10 protein-coding genes, 3 pseudogenes and 1 riboswitch are annotated in these 17,384 nt (G+C 37.3%); of the genes and pseudogenes, 5 read left to right on the forward strand and 8 right to left on the reverse strand.

The window, feature by feature from the left end; genetic code table 11:
* Positions 1 to 71 precede the first annotated feature (71 nt).
* Together ACEWFJ_RS02670 and ACEWFJ_RS02675 are read right to left on the reverse strand one after the other, a co-directional pair.
* Positions 72 to 944 (reverse strand): D-amino-acid transaminase, encoded by an 873-nt coding sequence (locus ACEWFJ_RS02670; RefSeq protein ID WP_098310967.1) that lies wholly within the window; start codon positions 942 to 944, stop codon positions 72 to 74.
* A gap of 472 nt (positions 945 to 1,416) precedes the next feature.
* Positions 1,417 to 3,333: pseudogene (locus tag ACEWFJ_RS02675) on the reverse strand (LTA synthase family protein); the annotation flags it as partial.
* 590 nt (positions 3,334 to 3,923) lie between these two features.
* Here ACEWFJ_RS02675 and ACEWFJ_RS02680 point away from each other — a divergent pair.
* Together ACEWFJ_RS02680 and ACEWFJ_RS02685 are read left to right on the forward strand one after the other, a co-directional pair.
* Complete coding sequence (locus tag ACEWFJ_RS02680; RefSeq protein ID WP_473692318.1) at positions 3,924 to 4,286, forward strand: YkvA family protein; 363 nt, start codon at positions 3,924 to 3,926, stop codon at positions 4,284 to 4,286.
* Positions 4,287 to 4,362: 76 nt separating this feature from the next.
* Positions 4,363 to 4,853: pseudogene (locus tag ACEWFJ_RS02685) on the forward strand (metal-binding protein).
* A gap of 362 nt (positions 4,854 to 5,215) precedes the next feature.
* On the opposite strand, the gene ACEWFJ_RS02690 reads toward ACEWFJ_RS02685, so the two are convergent.
* The 3 genes from ACEWFJ_RS02690 to ACEWFJ_RS02700 all read right to left on the reverse strand — a co-directional run bounded on the left by ACEWFJ_RS02690 (position 5,216) and on the right by ACEWFJ_RS02700 (position 8,206).
* On the reverse strand, positions 5,216 to 5,749 hold the full coding sequence (locus ACEWFJ_RS02690) for a hypothetical protein (protein ID WP_473690267.1): 534 nt from the start codon (positions 5,747 to 5,749) through the stop codon (positions 5,216 to 5,218).
* A 336-nt stretch (positions 5,750 to 6,085) separates the two neighbouring features.
* The gene (locus ACEWFJ_RS02695) at positions 6,086 to 6,259 is read right to left on the reverse strand and encodes a hypothetical protein (protein ID WP_440602910.1); all 174 of its coding nucleotides are present in this window, start codon (positions 6,257 to 6,259) and stop codon (positions 6,086 to 6,088) included.
* Positions 6,260 to 6,634: 375 nt separating this feature from the next.
* Positions 6,635 to 8,206 (reverse strand): alpha-amylase family glycosyl hydrolase, encoded by a 1,572-nt coding sequence (locus tag ACEWFJ_RS02700; protein WP_473690269.1) that lies wholly within the window; start codon positions 8,204 to 8,206, stop codon positions 6,635 to 6,637.
* Positions 8,207 to 8,765: 559 nt separating this feature from the next.
* On the opposite strand from ACEWFJ_RS02700, the gene ACEWFJ_RS02705 reads away from it, so the two are divergent.
* Complete coding sequence (locus tag ACEWFJ_RS02705; protein WP_473690271.1) at positions 8,766 to 9,062, forward strand: hypothetical protein; 297 nt, start codon at positions 8,766 to 8,768, stop codon at positions 9,060 to 9,062.
* Positions 9,063 to 9,283: 221 nt separating this feature from the next.
* Positions 9,284 to 10,945: a lactate permease LctP family transporter gene (locus ACEWFJ_RS02710; protein WP_473690273.1), complete on the forward strand. Its 1,662-nt coding sequence runs from the start codon at positions 9,284 to 9,286 to the stop codon at positions 10,943 to 10,945.
* 53 nt (positions 10,946 to 10,998) lie between these two features.
* Here ACEWFJ_RS02710 and ACEWFJ_RS02715 read toward each other — a convergent pair whose 3' ends face one another.
* Positions 10,999 to 11,685, reverse strand: a complete 687-nt coding sequence (locus ACEWFJ_RS02715; protein ID WP_473690275.1) for a DUF2642 domain-containing protein — start codon at positions 11,683 to 11,685, stop codon at positions 10,999 to 11,001.
* 65 nt (positions 11,686 to 11,750) lie between these two features.
* Positions 11,751 to 13,108: pseudogene (locus ACEWFJ_RS02720) on the reverse strand (arsenic transporter).
* A gap of 204 nt (positions 13,109 to 13,312) precedes the next feature.
* Positions 13,313 to 13,428, forward strand: a riboswitch (TPP riboswitch).
* Positions 13,429 to 13,627: 199 nt separating this feature from the next.
* Here ACEWFJ_RS02720 and thiC point away from each other — a divergent pair.
* Positions 13,628 to 15,388 (forward strand): phosphomethylpyrimidine synthase ThiC, encoded by a 1,761-nt coding sequence (gene thiC / locus ACEWFJ_RS02725; protein ID WP_473690277.1) that lies wholly within the window; start codon positions 13,628 to 13,630, stop codon positions 15,386 to 15,388.
* 319 nt (positions 15,389 to 15,707) lie between these two features.
* Here thiC and ACEWFJ_RS02730 read toward each other — a convergent pair whose 3' ends face one another.
* Positions 15,708 to 17,066, reverse strand: coding sequence for an arsenic transporter (locus ACEWFJ_RS02730; RefSeq protein WP_473690279.1), 1,359 nt, complete (start codon positions 17,064 to 17,066; stop codon positions 15,708 to 15,710).
* Between the last annotated feature and the right edge of the window lie 318 nt (positions 17,067 to 17,384).

Consider the following 17,384-nt stretch of genomic DNA (forward strand, 5'->3'; position numbering starts at 1 on the left):
GGTGCAAAAATGCACCTTTTTTTGGTTTTGCATCCATATATTTTCATTTTTGGGGGTGTAATTGTCCGCTTTTAAGGCCAAAGGGCGTTGGAAGTAGAAAAACTTTGCATAAATGTTTTTTGTAACAATTTTGTGATAGGCCCGACTTGTCCGTTTTGAATAGCAGTCCCATCGAGGTGTGTCAGTGGCATCACTTCAAAGGTTGTTCCTGTAAAGAAACATTCATCTGCTTTGTATACATCATGAACACTAAACAATTCTTCTTCCAGGGGAATATGTAATGTATGGGCAAGCGATATAATATATTGCCGAACAATACCGTTTAAAATGAGATGATTGGCAGGGTGTGTATATAGCGTTCCATTCTTCACAAGAAAGAAGTTAGAGTGGCTTCCTTCAGTGACAATGCCGTTACGAATGAGAAGAGCCTCTTTGCAGCCTTTTCGCTCTGCTTTTGTACTAGCTAATACATTGGGTAGTAAATTTAGTGACTTAATATCGCAGCGCAGCCAGCGAATATCAGGCTCTGTTATGGCGCGAATTCCATATTCAATCCATAAAGCAGGGCGTTCTTTTTTGCGTATGTATGCATAAATAGTTGGAGTTGCATCAAAGGAAAAGGCATGAACACGCGGCTTGACACCTCGTGAAATTTGGAGATAAATGATGCCGTCTTCTTGAAATTGATTTTTTTCCAGCAGTTCGTATAGGGATGCGATAAGCTCAGCTTTTGAGAGAGAAAGGGTGAGCTCCATTTCTTCCATAGAGCGATATAATCTTGTTATATGTGGATCTAACAAATGCAAGGTCCCTTTATAAACACGAATGACTTCATATACGCCATCACCAAACTGTAGACCGCGCTCTTCTAAGTCAACATGAGGTTGTTCGTTTGTTGTATCAATCATTTTTCCATTCCATAATACAAAGCGTTCATATTTCATGTTTTTCTCCTTCCTTCTCCAAATATTGTCTGCACATACAAATTCGAAGACTGGAAGAAAGAATCCTGCTTTGCAACAAAAAAACAACGTTCTATTACAGAACGTTGTATAAGGAGGGTAGCTTGTATCATAGGGACAAAGCTTACATGTTTTATTATAAAGATGGTTCATAAATTTTATGTAAAATTTTGGTTAAGGTTGTGTAATGATTGCTCAGCGCTTTTCTTGAAATTTGTTTCTGCATGGTGTGTATTCATGTTGGATATTGCAGAATCATCGATAGATGTTACAACTAGAAAAAAGACGCTGATTACGCAGCGTCTTTTTCTTTATTGTTTTCTTTATTGTTTTCTTTATTGTTTTCTTTATTGTTTTCTTTATTGTTTTCTTTATTGTTTTCTTTATTGTTTTCTTTATTGTTTTCTTTATTGTTTTCTTTATTGTTTTCTTTGTTGTTTTCTTTGTTGTTTTCTTTGTTGTTTTCTTTAATGGTTGTTTTGATTGTACCTGTTTTTACTTTGTTACCTTCATAGAAACGCAGTAAGTCACCTTCAATGATTTGATCTGACATGCGCAATTCATTTTGTGCGCGGTCGATCATTGCTTGTGCTTCGGCTTTTGGCACTTCTGCAACTTGACCTGTCGTACGGTTATAGAATGTATTATTTGTGTAAATGTATTGATCTGTAACGAAGCTTCCATCACGTTGTACGACAAATGGTTTGCGCTCTGGTGCGAATAAATCATGACCAAAGTTAATGTCGTTCGTTGTGTCAACACCTAGTAAATGAAGGATTGTTGGTTTTACATCAATTTCTCCAGCAGGTGCTGAAATTGTTTTTCCTTCTGTTTGACCAGGAACGTGAATGAAGAACGGTGTACGTTGTAAGTTCATACGATCAAATTCTGTAATTTCTTCTTTTCCTAAGAATTGTGCCATTGCACGGTTATGGTTGTCAGAAATACCGTAGTGGTCACCATAGAATACAATAACAGAGTTATCGTAAAGGCCCTGTGCTTTTAAATCTTCAATAAAGTGTTTTAACGCTTCATCTAAATAACGAGCTGTTACTACGTAATTGTCAAATACATCGTCACCAGAGTTATATGGCTCAATTAATTTCGTTGCTTCATCATAGTCAAATGGATAGTGGTTTGTTAACGTAAGGAAACGTGTATAGAACGGTTGCTCAATATTTTTTAACATATCCACTGATTGATCAAAGTACTCGATATCTTTTAAACCCCAACCTAGCTTTGTTTCAGGAGTAACCTTGTAATCTAATTCATTAAAGTAACGATCGTAACCAAGTGCTGGGTACACCATGTTACGGTTCCAGAACGTTGCGTTGTTTGCATGGAATACAGCTGTGTAATAGCCTTGCTCATGCAAGATTTCTGGTGTTGCAACAAATTCATTATTACCATGCGTAAAGAATACAGCGCCGCGATCTAATGGATATAAAGAGTTATCTACAAGAAACTCTGCATCAGATGTTTTACCTTGACCTGTTTGGTGATAGAAGTTGTCAAAGTAATAGCTTTCTTTCGCAAACTGGTTTAAGAATGGTGTTACTTCTTGTCCGTTTACTTTTGCACCAATTAAGAATTGCTGCATGGACTCAAGAGATACAACAATTACGTTTTTCCCTTTTGCTGCGCCGAACATATTTGGATCTGGCTTTTCTTGCATTGTTTTCACATAGGTCTCTGCTTCTTGCAGCTTACTGCCATCTGCAAATGCTTTTTGTGAACTTGATTTTGCTTGTAAGCCAAGGTCGTACACTTGGTGTACGTATAAACCCAAGTTTTTAACAAGCATTACGCGGTCAAATGAGCGTGTTAATAATTCCGGACGCTCTGCTTCTGCAAGTCCTAAGTTTGCAAAGAAAATGGCAATTGTTGATACGAAATATAGTGATCGCATCGGACGTGAAACACGCTCTGTTTTTGCATAGTCTTTCTTTTTCTTTAAAAGGACTGCGAAGAAGATAATATCGGCAAAAGCGACAACAATTTTGTAGTTAAGGAGTGACTTCACACTAGAGCCAAGACTACCGAAGTTTGACGTTTGTCCAAGTACAGGTAATGTTACAAAGTCGTTATAGAAACCGTAGAACATTACGTTACCAACAAGAATGATGGTAAGGAGAAAGTCAATGCCAAGTGCAATATAGTTTCGTTTTTTCCCTTTTGCAAATAATGCAAGACCCACTAGAAATAATGATGAGGCTAATGGGCTAATAAATAAAATGAATTCTTGCATGAAAGATTCTAGTTTTAAGTCAAAGCTAGTACGTGTAATAATGTACGTTTTTAGCCACACTGTGATGGCAATAAAGAATGTAAATCGCACGTTTTGAAATTGTAATTTCAAAGATTCCTTCATCCATTTCACCCTTTCTCTATCAGGCTTGGTCGATTTTTGAGAGAAACCTGCTAAAATAAAAAATACATAGTTTTCTTTGCCATGGATAGAGTTTTTTCTTTATACATCTATATATGACTTGAACTATGCATACCCTTTTGTTTTCCTGTCATTTTGTATTGTTCCATAAGAACAAAGCCATTTTGTATTATACAACAAAATTTGGCTATTAGGAACACACTCGCATCTTACATTTTTTGTCTTTTTTTCCATTATAGCTGACAGTGAAAACTTTAACATTGGTTTATATGCTCGTCAACTAGAAAATATAACAAATATGGGAAAGAGTCCGTAGAAACAAGGACTTTTTATATTGAGAAAAATTTAAAAATCAACACCAAACACTTGTTCTTTTTCGCTTGTTTGTTATAATAAGAATGCATGATAAGTAACGTTGCCAAGCCAGAACCTACATTATATTGTATGTATGTGAAGTTTGCTTATGTTGTAAATAAATTCGGCATAATAGACATAAAGTGAAACTTCCATTAGCAGGGAGTCTTACTGCCCGTGAATAGCGGGGGAAAAGAATAACGAGGGGAGATTTCATGATGAAGGAGAAATTTTCAGTCGAAGCGTTTTGGAATAAAGTAAAACATGTAGCGATTAAGGCGGGACATTCCGTCATTTATGCTAGTTTGTTACTGTTTTATGTATTGCAGAAACCAGGTGTTCCAAAACGAGTGAAGCTTACGATTATTGGTGCTCTTGCGTATTTTATTGCACCGATTGATGCTATTCCGGATTTTATAGCTGGGCTCGGTTATACAGATGACTTAGGCGCATTAACAGCTGCGCTCATACAAACTGCTATGTATGTAGATGAAGAAGTGAAAGAACAAGCTCGTACAAAGCTGGGAGAATGGTTTGGTTCTGATGTGGATACGTCACTTATTGATCAAAAATTAGATTAATGTAGTGAGACGTCTATTGGTGTTTTTCCATTAATGGGCAGTCGAACGAGTTAGGATTGAACGGAAGGAATTGGATATGCCATCAGGAAAAACACACACGAAGATAAACTTAGTTTCTCTTCCCATTGTATTATTTATGCTCGGTTCTTACGGATTAACGAATTTTGATTTTCTTCTTACGTTTACGATTGGATTTATTATTGGGACGTACTTTTTAACACCGGATCTGGATATTCATAGTTCTGCTTACCGAAAATGGGGGTTATTTCGCATCTTTTGGTATCCATATCAAGTTGTAATGCCGCATCGGTCACCGCTTACGCACACGATTATTATTGGTGATTTGATTCGTCTTCTTTATATGCTGCTCGTTTTCTCACCGTTTTTATATGTTTTAAATAAAACAGTGCTAGAGGGAAAACTGATAGAGATGGCAAAGGCGCATAAAGTGGCAATTATTATGTTTGTACTGGGCGTTATTGCTGCTAGTGCATTACATATTATCGCGGACGGTGTGAATACAAGGCGTAAAAAATGATGCGCCGCAAACGAAGAAAAAGAAGATGAAAAAAGTACTCGCACGCTGCGAGTACTTTTTTCTTATATAAAAGATAGTGAGATCTTCCTGTATCCCGCATTAACGGGCAGTAAGCCCTCCACCTCAAGATTGAGAGAAGCGAAGAAGATAGGAGGGGATAACTGCCCGTAAAAGCCCGATCGGTTCAACTAACCTTCTGGGAAAAAAACGTTCCCAGAAGGAAGTTTCACTGTATCCCGCCCAAACAGCCGGTAAGAAGTTAGGCGAGGAAGAGAGCCAAACCGTCTGTAAGGGCCCGATTGGTTCAGCTAACCTTCTGGGAAAAGAACGCTCCCAGAAGGAAGCTTCACTTTATAGTTTTTGCACTGAAAACCACAATCAAAAGCGCTTCTTAAGAAACCTTTGATGAATTATAATGTATGGTTTGTTTGAATTTTTGCCTGTTTGATTTAAAGTATTTTTCAATTCCAAGGTAGCGGTCTAAACTTAAAACGTAACTGCGTTCTAAAAAGAATAATATTCCAAATGCACTTGTATACAGTGTAAGACTTGTTAAATTCATATTACCTGAGAGAATAAAATTAATATGCATAAAAAGACAAATACAAACAGAAGGAATAATCATTAATCCTACTATCATACATATACCAACTATAATCTGGACGATAGGAATCGTATAGTTAAAGAACATAATATGTTTTAGTGCTATGTATTGAATGAAATCTTGATAAAATTCTGGAACATTTGGTTTTTCTAGTGCCATTATTAAATAATGTTTAAGAAAAATCCCCGGTTCACTAAACCAATGTTTTTCTGTAATTTTTGTTATTCCTGCCAAAAGCCATCCAATCCCAAAGAGAACGCGCATTAAAGTAACTAATAATTGAAATAATTGCTTTTCCAGACGCCTTGATAATACATTCATAACATTAAACATCTCCAATCTTGTAAGGGGAAAAGAAGTACCCTTAAATATTGATAACGATTATCATTATCGAAATTAAATTTAACAATTATGATAACTATTTTCAACGGAAAATGTAGGATAATTTACAAAAGCTTAGGAGGTGAATTTCCGCTCCAAGATTCGAGAGAGAAGTGAAGGGAATTTTCATACATGTAATGTCATTCCAGTTCTATCAATTAAGCTTAGATCGGGCGAATTGTAATGGAATGAGAACAAGACCGTCTTTTGACGGTCTTGCTTCTTATTTTTCTTTAATTCATGATTCCAATAAACACCCAAACAAATTATTTCGTATTAACGAGCTGTGACATCTTTAGCTGCTTCAGAAATACGGTCAACTGTTGCTTTTCCAGCATTTTCAACAGCATCAACTGCATTTTGTACTGCATCGCTTGCTGCTTCAATCCCGCGTTTTGTGTTATTACGCCCTGCATCAATGGCAGATTGAGTTCGATTTTGCTCAGTCATTTTTTGTCCTCCTAAAATCAGTTTTCGACCTTAGTATAAGAAAAAGTCATTTTACTATTCATGCATTAGAAACATTTCTAATCATCTGGGTTGTGTAAACAAAAAAACTTCTTCAGAATACGTTTATCCCGCTATTTGTGCTCAAGGTTTAGAGAGAAGCGCAGAAGCCGGATAGAGGATGAAAAATTAAAATGAAAAGCTGTTTGATTATAATAATTTTGAACCATTAAAAAACGCCATCCTTTTAATAATTCTACGAAAAGGATAGCGTATTTCTCGTATAGGGATTTACTTTCTTTTAGAAAGAATCAGCCTAAACTTTGGTGTTGGTGTATATGCCAAAAAACATAAATAGTACTTCATATTCTTACTCTGTTACTTTACTAGCACTGTCGTATTCGCTGGAATTACTAATGTTGATTTTTCTTTTTTTGCTCCTAATTCACTAGAAAAAATCAGTTTTCCTTTGTCTGAAACAGTTAATGTAACCGGCTTGCCTGAAATATTATGATACACTTGAATTGATTTATTTTTATACGTACGATTATAGGCAACAACCTGTGAGTTATTGACAGAAATAGATTCTAAATTACCTTTGACAAGTTCATCGTGTTGCTGACGAACACGAATCATTTTACGATAATGGTCTAGAAGAGAAGCTTTTTGTTTATCTTGTGCTTCAACTGAAACACCATTATGACCAATGTTATATACTGGAGTCTCCCAGCTTGTTTGACCTTCTTTATCATCTTCATACCAACGGAATGGCTCACGAATCAACTCATCTGGTTTTTGGCCTGTCATGCCGATTTCTTCGCCATAATAAATGAACGGATTACCAGGGAGTGTCAACAGAATAGAGGCTGCTGATTTTGCTTTGTTCACATCACCATTTAACTCACTCATTACCCGATTTTGGTCATGATTCGTTAAAAATGTTCCATCAATTTTATTTGGATTATATGTTTTATATAACTCATCCGTTGCAACAGCTGCCGTGGCTATCCCTTGATCAGTACCATTTTTAACGGAATTAACGATTTTATATGCTAAGTCGAAGTTAAATGTAGAATCTAACGATTGATAATACGGAGCAACTACCTCTGGCTGATCCCATATTTCACCAACTAGATACGTATTTGGATTCGTTTCTCTCATCGCGTCGCGGAATTCATTCCACCATTCAATATTTTTCTTTGCTCCTTCAGGTGTTTGTCCTTTAAAGATGTGCATGGCTGCATCTAGACGAAAACCATCAGCTCCTTGTTTAAGCCAAAATTTCCCGATTTTAATCATTTCTTCTCTTACTTTAGGATTGTCATAGTTTAAGTCCGGCATCCCTTCCCAGAACGTTGCGTAGAAATACTCTCCGTTCGACGCTTTGTGCCATACTTGTTGACCCCATGGGCCTTTTTCATTTAAGTCTGTATTTTTATCAGCCCAAATATAGTAATCCCGATATTTACTGTTTTTATTTTTTAATGCATCGACAAACCAAGGATGCTCACTGCTTGTATGATTGATAACAAGATCCATTACTACCTTTACGTTGCGTTTATGCGCTTCTGTTGTTAGTTCACGGAAATCTTGTAAATTTCCATACTGAGGATCGATATTATAATAATCGGTTACATCATATTTGTGATAACTCGGAGAGGTGTTAATAGGCATCATCCAGATACCGTTTATTTGAAGATCATTATTTGTTCTTGGATTTCCATCATTTAAATAATCAAGTTTCTTTGTGACGCCTTTTAAATCACCGTGTCCATTGCTATCAGTATCATAAAAAGAATTAACATACAGTTCATAAAAAACTCCGTCTTTATTTCCTGTTTGTGCCTTTTGACCCTTATTATTATGTAATGTTTCTGCCTGTATGTCTGTTGATAAACTCATAACTAGTGGTAAAGATAGTGCTAACGCAGTCCATTTTTTCCTCTTCATACTTTTATCTCCCTTTCTTTTGCAATCGTTTGCATAAATTGACGGCAATTGAAATATAGAACAACATAAACACACATATAATGTTTTGAAATAATTTGAACTATTGCATCTAAAATACATTATGCATCTTAATGAATTTTTCCTCCATTGATTAGAGCAACCGATTGCATTAATTTTTAATAACATGAAAAATATAACATTAATCGAAAGTGATTTCAATAATCTAAACATTAAAATTATTTGAACGTTTTAGGAATATAGAATTTGGAGAAATTCTACATTCCTAAAAATAAATTGATACAACAAAGGAAAAAAGTTTTATCCCGCATTAACGGGCAGTAATATCCCTACCTCAAAATTCAGTGAAAGCAAAGAAGTTAGGTGGGAGATAAACTGCCCGTAAAAGCCCGATTGGTTCAACTAATAATCAGTGGGGGATGAAGAAAACCCCCACTGATTAAAGTTTCACTTTATCCTGCTATTTGCGGGTAGTAAGACTCTATCTCAAGATTAGAGAGAAACGAAGAACATAGGAGGGGGATAAAGAAAATCGCCACTGATGAAGGTTTCACTTTATCCCGCCCAAACAGCCGGTAAGAAGTTAGGCAAGGAAGAGAGACAAACCGTCTGTAAGGACCCGATTGGTTCAACTAACCTTTTGGGAAAAAAACGCTCCCAGAAGGAAGTTTCACTTTATCTCGCATTGACGGGCAGTAAAATCTCCATCTCAAGATTCTTAGAAAGCAAAGAAGATAGATGGAAGATAACTGCCCGTATGAGCCCGATTGGCTTAACTAATCCTCAACGAGAAAACCGTTCGTTGAGGAAAGTTTCACTTTATTTTAGAAACCTGTAATCATATCACATTTTGTGAAATGATGAACAAAGAAAATGTGAAAAAAATTCGAAAATAGCATTGTAAATAGAGGAAAATATGATAAAGTAGAATTATCAAATATTTATGAAAACGTTTTCTGTAAACGTTTTATTTTTTGGACCTAAAGGTCTGATGACCTGGTTGTCTACTTATAGGGTTATAAGTACATGAAAAAGAGACATTAGAAGGGAAGAGAAACTATGAGCACATGGACACAAGTTTATGATCCGCTAGGTAACATTTGGCTTTCGGCAGCAGTTGCAATGATTCCAATTATATTTTTCTTCTTAGCGTTAACGGTTTTTCGTATGAAAGGCTATGTTGCAGGGTTCATTACAGTTTTATTAACAGTTATAATTGCACTTTTTGTTTATAAAATGCCATTTACGATGGCGATAGCAGCAACGGGTTATGGGTTTGCTTATGGATTATGGCCAATTGCGTGGATTATCATCATGTCAGTATTTTTATACAAAATCTCAGTAAAAACGGGACAGTTCGATGTCATTCGTGCATCTGTTCTTTCTATTACAAATGATCATCGTCTACTTGTCATTTTAATTGGCTTCTCATTCGGTGCATTTTTGGAAGGAGCAGCTGGATTTGGAGCACCAGTAGCAATTACAGCAGCGCTTCTTGCAGGACTTGGTTTAAACCCGTTATACGCAGCGGGGCTTTGCTTAATTGCAAATACAGCACCGGTAGCATTCGGAGCGATGGGTATTCCAATTTTAGTAGCTGGTCAAGTAACAGGTATTGATCCTCATAAAATAGGAGAAATGGCTGGGCATCAATTACCGCTTCTATCATTATTTGTTCCATTCTTTATTGTATTCTTAATGGATGGATTAAAAGGTGTAAAACAAACGTGGCCTGCATTACTTGTAGCAGGCGGTTCGTTCGGGATTACGCAGTTTATTACAGCAACATATCTTGGGCCTGAACTCCCGGATATTACATCGGCACTAGTGAGCTTAGTGAGTTTAGCGCTATTCTTAAAAGTATGGCAGCCAAAAGAAATTTACCGTTCTGGAAAAGGACAAGCAGAAGCAGTGGCAACGGTAGATGCTGGTTCTACAATGAATTTAACAGCAGGAAAAGTTTTGAAAGCGTGGTCACCGTTTATTATCTTAACGATAATGGTTGTCATCTGGAGCCAAAAGTTCTTTAAAGCTTTATTTGCTCCAGGCGGTGCACTTGAAAGCTTAGTGTTTAAAATTCAAATTCCGGGTCTGCATAATTTAGTGATGAAGGCAGAGCCAATTGTTAATAAACCAACACCATATGAAGCTATATTAAAGATTGATATTTTATCGGCAACAGGAACAGCAATTTTGATTGCATGTATTATCACAATGTTTGTTTTGAAAATGAGTCCAAAACAAGCAGTGTTCACATTTAAAGAAACATTGCAAGAATTGAAAATGCCAATTTTGTCAATTGGGTTAGTACTTGGTTTTGCGTTTATCGCAAATTACTCAGGACTTTCATCGACATTGGCATTAGCGTTAGCAGGAACGGGGAAATTCTTCCCATTCTTCTCGCCATTCCTTGGATGGCTCGGGGTATTCTTAACAGGATCAGATACATCTGCAAACGCATTGTTCTCAAACCTACAAGCAATTACAGCGCACCAAGTAGGCGTAAGCGAAGTATTGCTTGTTGCGGCGAATACAACGGGTGGTGTAACTGCTAAAATGATTTCACCGCAGTCCATTGCAATCGCATGTGCGGCAGTTGGACTTGCTGGAAAAGAATCTGACTTATTCCGTTTCACAGTGAAACATAGTTTATTCTTCGTAACAATCATTGGCATTATCACATATATTCAAGCTTATTATTTAACTTGGATGATTCCTTAATAGAAAAAGGGGTGTCTCTTATGATGAGATACCTCTTTTTGTTATTTTTAATTTTAGGATGGAAGATGTACGGTTTTAACGTGATGTAAATTAAAATGAAAACGCTGATTACGTGCTGTAATGAGTTCAATTTGGTTGTCGGTTACTTCAGCTAATTTGCCAATTTTATAACTCTGTATGCCTAAATCAAGTAAAACGATATGTTGTTTTAGTTTTTTCATTTGCTCAGAAAATGTACGTGCAAGTGTAATCTTTGAAGCTGGAGATAAGAGTTTTGTATTTTCTAGTCCGTAAGGCGTTTCTGCTTCCTTATACGGAACGATATATTTTACGTGATGAAATGGGATGTATAACATTTGATAGACAGGTGAGAGGAAGATAAAATAGTCATTCATAATATGGGTAACATATCCATGTAAGAAGTGTTCATGTGATAGCGCAAGTTCAATAAATTGTCCTTTTGCCACTTGCAATGTTTTTCGCAGTGAAATAGTGGATTCACTTGATATTATGTCTGGCGGTAGTAAAGATTCTGGAATTGTTAGGTTATCAAATAATGAAGAATCGATGCTTGGGGTTAAATGTTGAATGTGTAAACTAGAGATATACATGTATTTTTCTCCATCATACAATACAATAATATCCGAGCCTTTATCAATCATAATTCCTTCAAATGGAATAATTTCCCTGGATAGTGTCACTTGTATGGGCTGATTAATATATTTTTGTAAATGAAGCATAATAATCACCTTTCTTGTAATTACATAATCTCCTCCTTCTAGCATAGTGGAAGGAAGGAGATGTTTTAAGACGCGAAGATTAATTTAACCCAGTAATATAAACATAGTAGTGTAAAAATGACGGTTGGTGGAATGACAAGAAGTGTAGTTTTTATATAGGTATCCCAACTGATAGTTACTTTTCCTTTTTTCACAATATACATCCACATTAAGCTTGCTAATGTACCAATCGGGAGTAATAATGAGCCCATGTCACTACCGATGATGTTTGCAAGATAAATGGTTTTCAATGTAATAGGATCTAGTCCCATTTCGGTAAGTTCAATTGTGCCAATCATTAAGGCAGGATGGTTATTAAAAATGTTAGAGAGGATAGAGACTAGGCCCCCCATGACAAAAGTGGCGTGAAATAAACTACCAGTGATGATTGGTTGAAATGTAGTGATGAGCAGGTTGGTTAAGCCGATGTTATTAAGTCCATACACAATCACGTACATAGAAAATGCGAAAATTAAGACATACCAAGGTGTTTTTTTAATCATATCATGAGGTGGAAGGCGCAGTTTGTACCATCTCCACCCGAGTAAAATAACGGAGCCAATGACTGCCACAATGGCGATAGAAAACTGAAAGAAAGATGCGATAAATAAGCTGATACGAACGCATAAAACAAATAATAGAATTCCAAGCATAAACCTTGTTCGCTTACGATTTTCATCAATTGCGGGACGTGGTTGCAGTGGGTGAAAGGATTTTTTAACGAAATTTTCATCTAAGTATGTCGATAAGACCGGGAGTTTTTTAGGGATTTTTTTCTGAAAAACAAGGAATAACAGAAACGACATAAAAAGGAGACCTAACGTAGCGGGAACAAACATCATGGCTGTGTGCATGTATAAGTCCATATCAATAATTCTCAAGGCGATTAAATTCACAATATTGCTTACACCAATCGGCGCGCTTGAGGCAGTGGCGATGAGTGCACCACTTAGTAAGTAAGGTATTTTTTGATCATGTGTGAGTCGCAAATGGTGTAACAAAAGCAGTAAAATGGGAGTTGTAATTAAGATGCTACCATCGTTATTGAAGAATAATGTCATGAGAAAACAAAGAAGATTTGTATACCAAAAGAGGCGAATACCAGAGCTTTTTGCTTTTTTAGCAAGTTGAACGGCGCACCAATAAAAAAGCCGAAACTCTCTAATACGATTGCCATAACAATGGTAGCCATAATTGTTATGGCGGCGCCAATAATTTTTGAGCTAATATCACCCAAGTCGGTAAGAGAAACTGTACCGCTTAAAATGACAATCACTGCACCAACTGTTGCTGGAATTGCTTCATTCATCCCTTTGGGACGCCAAAAGATGATGAGCGTGGTTCCGAGAAAAGCGAGTATGGTTATTGTAGATTGTAGGTTTATCAACTCTTTCACCCCTGTTCTTATCGTGAAAAGTTTGCATAAGACATACGTCCTGCACTGGCTTATATTCTATATGTATGAAGTGCGGATTCGGCTTGTACTGAGTGAAATACCCATTTTTTGAATAAGGAAAAGAAATGATATAAATACCTTTGCATTTTTTTGACAATGATGTATGATAAGAGCGTAGTGGAAATTTAATCAGTGATAAACTAGGGGTGCCCAAGAGAGCTGGGCTGAGAGGGAAGCGTGTTGAAGCTTCTTAACCCTTTGGACCTGATCTGGTTCGTACCAGCGGAGGGAAGTTAACGGCTTTACATAACAATGCCTTATGTTGCCAGGTCCTATTCTTTATTATGGACCTGGCTTTTTTATTTGAGCATATGCTAGCCGCTAGTTCTCATCCTGGTCATAAGAAAAGTGGAGCCAACTGTTTAGACGCAAGGGTCTAGGCGGCGAAACTGAATCTAAAGAAAAGCGGGGGTTACTTCGCTAAGACACAGGGGAGGAAACAAACTTATGAAACAATCTGTTTCAGCTGAGCAAATTGAGTTGAAGTCAAGTTTACCGGGAAGCAAGAAGGTATATGTAGAAGGTACGCGTGAAGATATGAAAGTACCGATGCGCGAGATTGCACAAAGCGATACAAACGGTGTAACAAATCCATCTATTCGTGTGTATGATACGAGTGGTCCTTATACTGATCCGGATTACAAAGTGGAATTAGAAAAGGGAATTCCAACGCCGCGCCGTTCATGGAGTGTGGAACGCGGAGATGTAGAAGAGTATGAAGGTCGTGAAGTGAAACCGGAAGATGATGGTGTAAAAGTAGCAGCTAAACATACGCCTGTATTCCCGCAAATGGGACGTAAGCCGCTTCGCGCAAAAGCTGGGGAAAATGTTACGCAAATGCATTATGCGCGTAAAGGTATTATCACAGCAGAGATGGAATATGTGGCGATTCGTGAAGGCGTGGAACCAGAATTTGTACGTAAGGAAATTGCTGAAGGTCGTGCTATTTTACCGGCAAATATTAATCATCCGGAAGCAGAACCAATGATTATCGGACGTAACTTCCATGTGAAAGTAAATGCGAATATCGGGAACTCAGCTGTATCATCGTCGATTGCAGAAGAAGTAGAGAAGATGACATGGGCAACACGTTGGGGTGCAGATACAATTATGGATCTTTCCACTGGGAAAAACATTCATACGACGCGTGAATGGATTATTCGTAATGCGCCTGTACCGGTTGGAACAGTGCCAATTTACCAAGCGCTTGAAAAAGTAAATGGGATCGCGGAAGATTTAACGTGGGAAGTATACCGTGATACGCTAATTGAACAAGCAGAGCAAGGAGTAGATTACTTTACAATTCATGCTGGTGTACTGCTTCGTTACATTCCGCTTACAGCAAAGCGTGTAACAGGAATTGTATCACGCGGCGGTTCGATTATGGCCCAGTGGTGTTTATATCACCATCAAGAAAACTTCTTATATACACATTTTGAAGAGATTTGTGAAATTATGAAGAAGTACGATGTTTCCTTCTCTCTTGGAGATGGATTACGCCCTGGTTCAATTGCGGATGCAAACGACGAAGCTCAATTTTCTGAGCTGGAAACATTAGGAGAACTTACGCAAATTGCTTGGAAGCATGATGTACAAGTGATGATTGAAGGCCCAGGACATGTACCGATGCATTTGATTAAAGAGAATATGGATAAAGAACTCGACATTTGTCATGGTGCACCGTTCTATACGCTCGGACCGTTAACGACAGACATTGCACCGGGTTATGACCATATTACTTCTGCGATTGGAGCAGCGATGATTGGTTGGTTCGGTACAGCAATGCTTTGCTATGTAACACCAAAAGAACATCTTGGCTTACCAAACAAAGATGATGTTCGTGAAGGAGTTATTACGTACAAAATTGCCGCGCATGCTGCTGATCTTGCAAAAGGTCATAAAACAGCACATCAGCGTGATGACGCTCTTTCTAAAGCGCGTTTTGAATTCCGCTGGCGTGATCAATTTAATTTATCATTAGACCCTGAGCGTGCAATGGAATATCACGATGAAACATTACCAGCAGAAGGAGCAAAGACAGCGCATTTCTGCTCAATGTGTGGTCCGAAGTTTTGCAGTATGAGAATTTCGCATGATATTCGTGAGTATGCAAAGGATAATGATTTAGAAACAACAGAAGCAATCTCAAAAGGTATGAAAGAAAAAGCAGAAGAGTTTAAAGAAACAGGCAGTCAATTATATCAATAATTAGAAAGCATCTTTCTGAACACCTCTTAATCTATGATCATGTGTACCCTAACCTAATATAGATGATAGTCCCCCTGCTGAGCGAGAGCAGGGGGATTTTGTTATTCCATTAAGAATATTTTATATAGAAAGTGAGAGAAATTGGAGGGATACAAAATGAAGTAGAAGATTGTTCCTGCTACTGCATTTATATTACAGATTCTTTTTGTTGTTACATTTGTTTTTTTATTGTCACCGATTTACGGAGCGTTAGTATTAATAGAAATAGGAACCTTCCGTATATATTTTGGAGGGTCCCTATAAGGTGTTTTATCCCGCATTAATGGGCAAAAACGAGCTGCACCCAGTAGTATAGGAGGAAGAGTGTTACGATTGTTGTGAGTGGAATGACAATTAAGGAGACACTCAAGTAATCTTTCCATTTTACCTTGATTTTATTTTGTTTCAAGATATACATCCAAATAAGGGAAGCAAGTGTACCAATTGGTAGTAATAATGATCCCATATCGCTACCAATGATGTTTGCGAGGTAGATTGTTTTGAGGGTAACAGGATCTAATCCCATTTCTGTTAAAGTAATGGTTCCAATCATTAAGGCCGGATGGTTGTTAAAGAAGTTTGATAGAATTGAAACGAGTCCACCCATCATAAAGCTTGCATGTAATAAGCTTTGATTTACGATTGGCTCACATACTTGTACAAGCCAAGCTGTTAATCCAGCGTTATGAAGCCCGTAAATAATGACGTACATGGAAAAAGCAAATATGAGAATGTGCCACGGTGTCTTTTTTAATATATCGACTGGATTTGTTCGTAAATAATACCATCTCCAGATGAGTAGAACGAGAGAGCCAATTACGGCAACAATTTCAATCGGAATCGCAAAGAATGAGGCAACGAAAAGAAGACAACGCATAAGGAAGACAAACAGTAACACTTTTAACATAAATTTTGTGCGTTTGCTTTTTGTATCAACAGAATCTTTCCCCTTTAATGGGTGAAAGTGTTTTGTGAAAAAGACTTCTTCAATGTCATAAGCGGATGTTGGTAGTTTTTCCGGTAATTTCTTTTTCACAACTAGGTACATGAGCCATGACATAAAGATAAGCCCTAACGTTGCAGGTACGAACATCATTGCTGTATGCATATAGAGTGTCATATGAACGATGTTTAATGCGATTAAATTTACAATATTACTAACGCCAATTGGAGCACTAGAAGCAGTTGCAATTAATGCGCCGCTTAATAAATATGGAATTTGTTGTTGTGGTTTTAATTGAAGGTTTTTCAAAAGCAGAATTAAAATTGGTGTGGTAATTAAAATACTGCCATCGTTATTAAATAATAGCGTCATGAGAAAACAGAGTAATTGAATGTACCAATATAGACGGTGCCCGGAACCTTTTGCTAAGTTCGCGAGCCGGGCTGCTGCCCAGTGGAAGAAACCAAAACTTTCTAATATAACAGCCATAACGATTGTCGCGATGATGGTGATAGAGGCGCCGCCGATTTTACTAATAATATCGGCAATGTCGCTGCGTGATACAAGACCGGTAATAATGATAATCCCCGCTCCAATTGCAGCTGGCCATGCTTCGTTTATTCCTCCTGGCCGCCAAAATATAACGACCATGGTGATGACAAAAACAAAAAGTGTAATCCAAATTTCAATACCCATAGCTAGCCTGCCCTTCTTAATTCTTTAGTTTAAACAAGCGTATTTCGACTTGTCCGAAGCTTATAATTAATCATATTCAAACTCTTAAAAGAAGGTATGGGGATTACACTAGCTATTGTAAATATGTGCGTTTGGTACTTTGGGGAAAAGACATAGTATATAGGGAGGATTTGAATGAAAATAGGCACATATCCAGTATGTGCCTATTAGGTATTTATAATAGAAAAGTTGCTACGTGCATATACCTAGTTTTCTTTTGGTAGGTATATGTGGATGGAAATATGCTGCTTATTTCGTGGTAGATGATGTTTGACTAAG

This window comes from Bacillus sp. EA-CB0995 (assembly GCF_055814245.1).

Coding starts and splice junctions, on each gene's coding strand:
- ACEWFJ_RS02695 (WP_440602910.1), bottom strand. CDS start 6,259: ATGACTGAGCAAAATCGAACTCAATCTGCCATTGATGCAGGGCGTAAT.
- thiC (WP_473690277.1), top strand. CDS start 13,628: ATGAAACAATCTGTTTCAGCTGAGCAAATTGAGTTGAAGTCAAGTTTA.
- ACEWFJ_RS02700 (WP_473690269.1), bottom strand. CDS start 8,206: ATGAAGAGGAAAAAATGGACTGCGTTAGCACTATCTTTACCACTAGTT.
- ACEWFJ_RS02730 (WP_473690279.1), bottom strand. CDS start 17,066: ATGGGTATTGAAATTTGGATTACACTTTTTGTTTTTGTCATCACCATG.
- ACEWFJ_RS02690 (WP_473690267.1), bottom strand. CDS start 5,749: ATGAATGTATTATCAAGGCGTCTGGAAAAGCAATTATTTCAATTATTA.
- ACEWFJ_RS02715 (WP_473690275.1), bottom strand. CDS start 11,685: ATGCTTCATTTACAAAAATATATTAATCAGCCCATACAAGTGACACTA.
- ACEWFJ_RS02670 (WP_098310967.1), bottom strand. CDS start 944: ATGAAATATGAACGCTTTGTATTATGGAATGGAAAAATGATTGATACA.
- ACEWFJ_RS02710 (WP_473690273.1), top strand. CDS start 9,284: ATGAGCACATGGACACAAGTTTATGATCCGCTAGGTAACATTTGGCTT.
- ACEWFJ_RS02680 (WP_473692318.1), top strand. CDS start 3,924: ATGAAGGAGAAATTTTCAGTCGAAGCGTTTTGGAATAAAGTAAAACAT.
- ACEWFJ_RS02705 (WP_473690271.1), top strand. CDS start 8,766: ATGAAGGTTTCACTTTATCCCGCCCAAACAGCCGGTAAGAAGTTAGGC.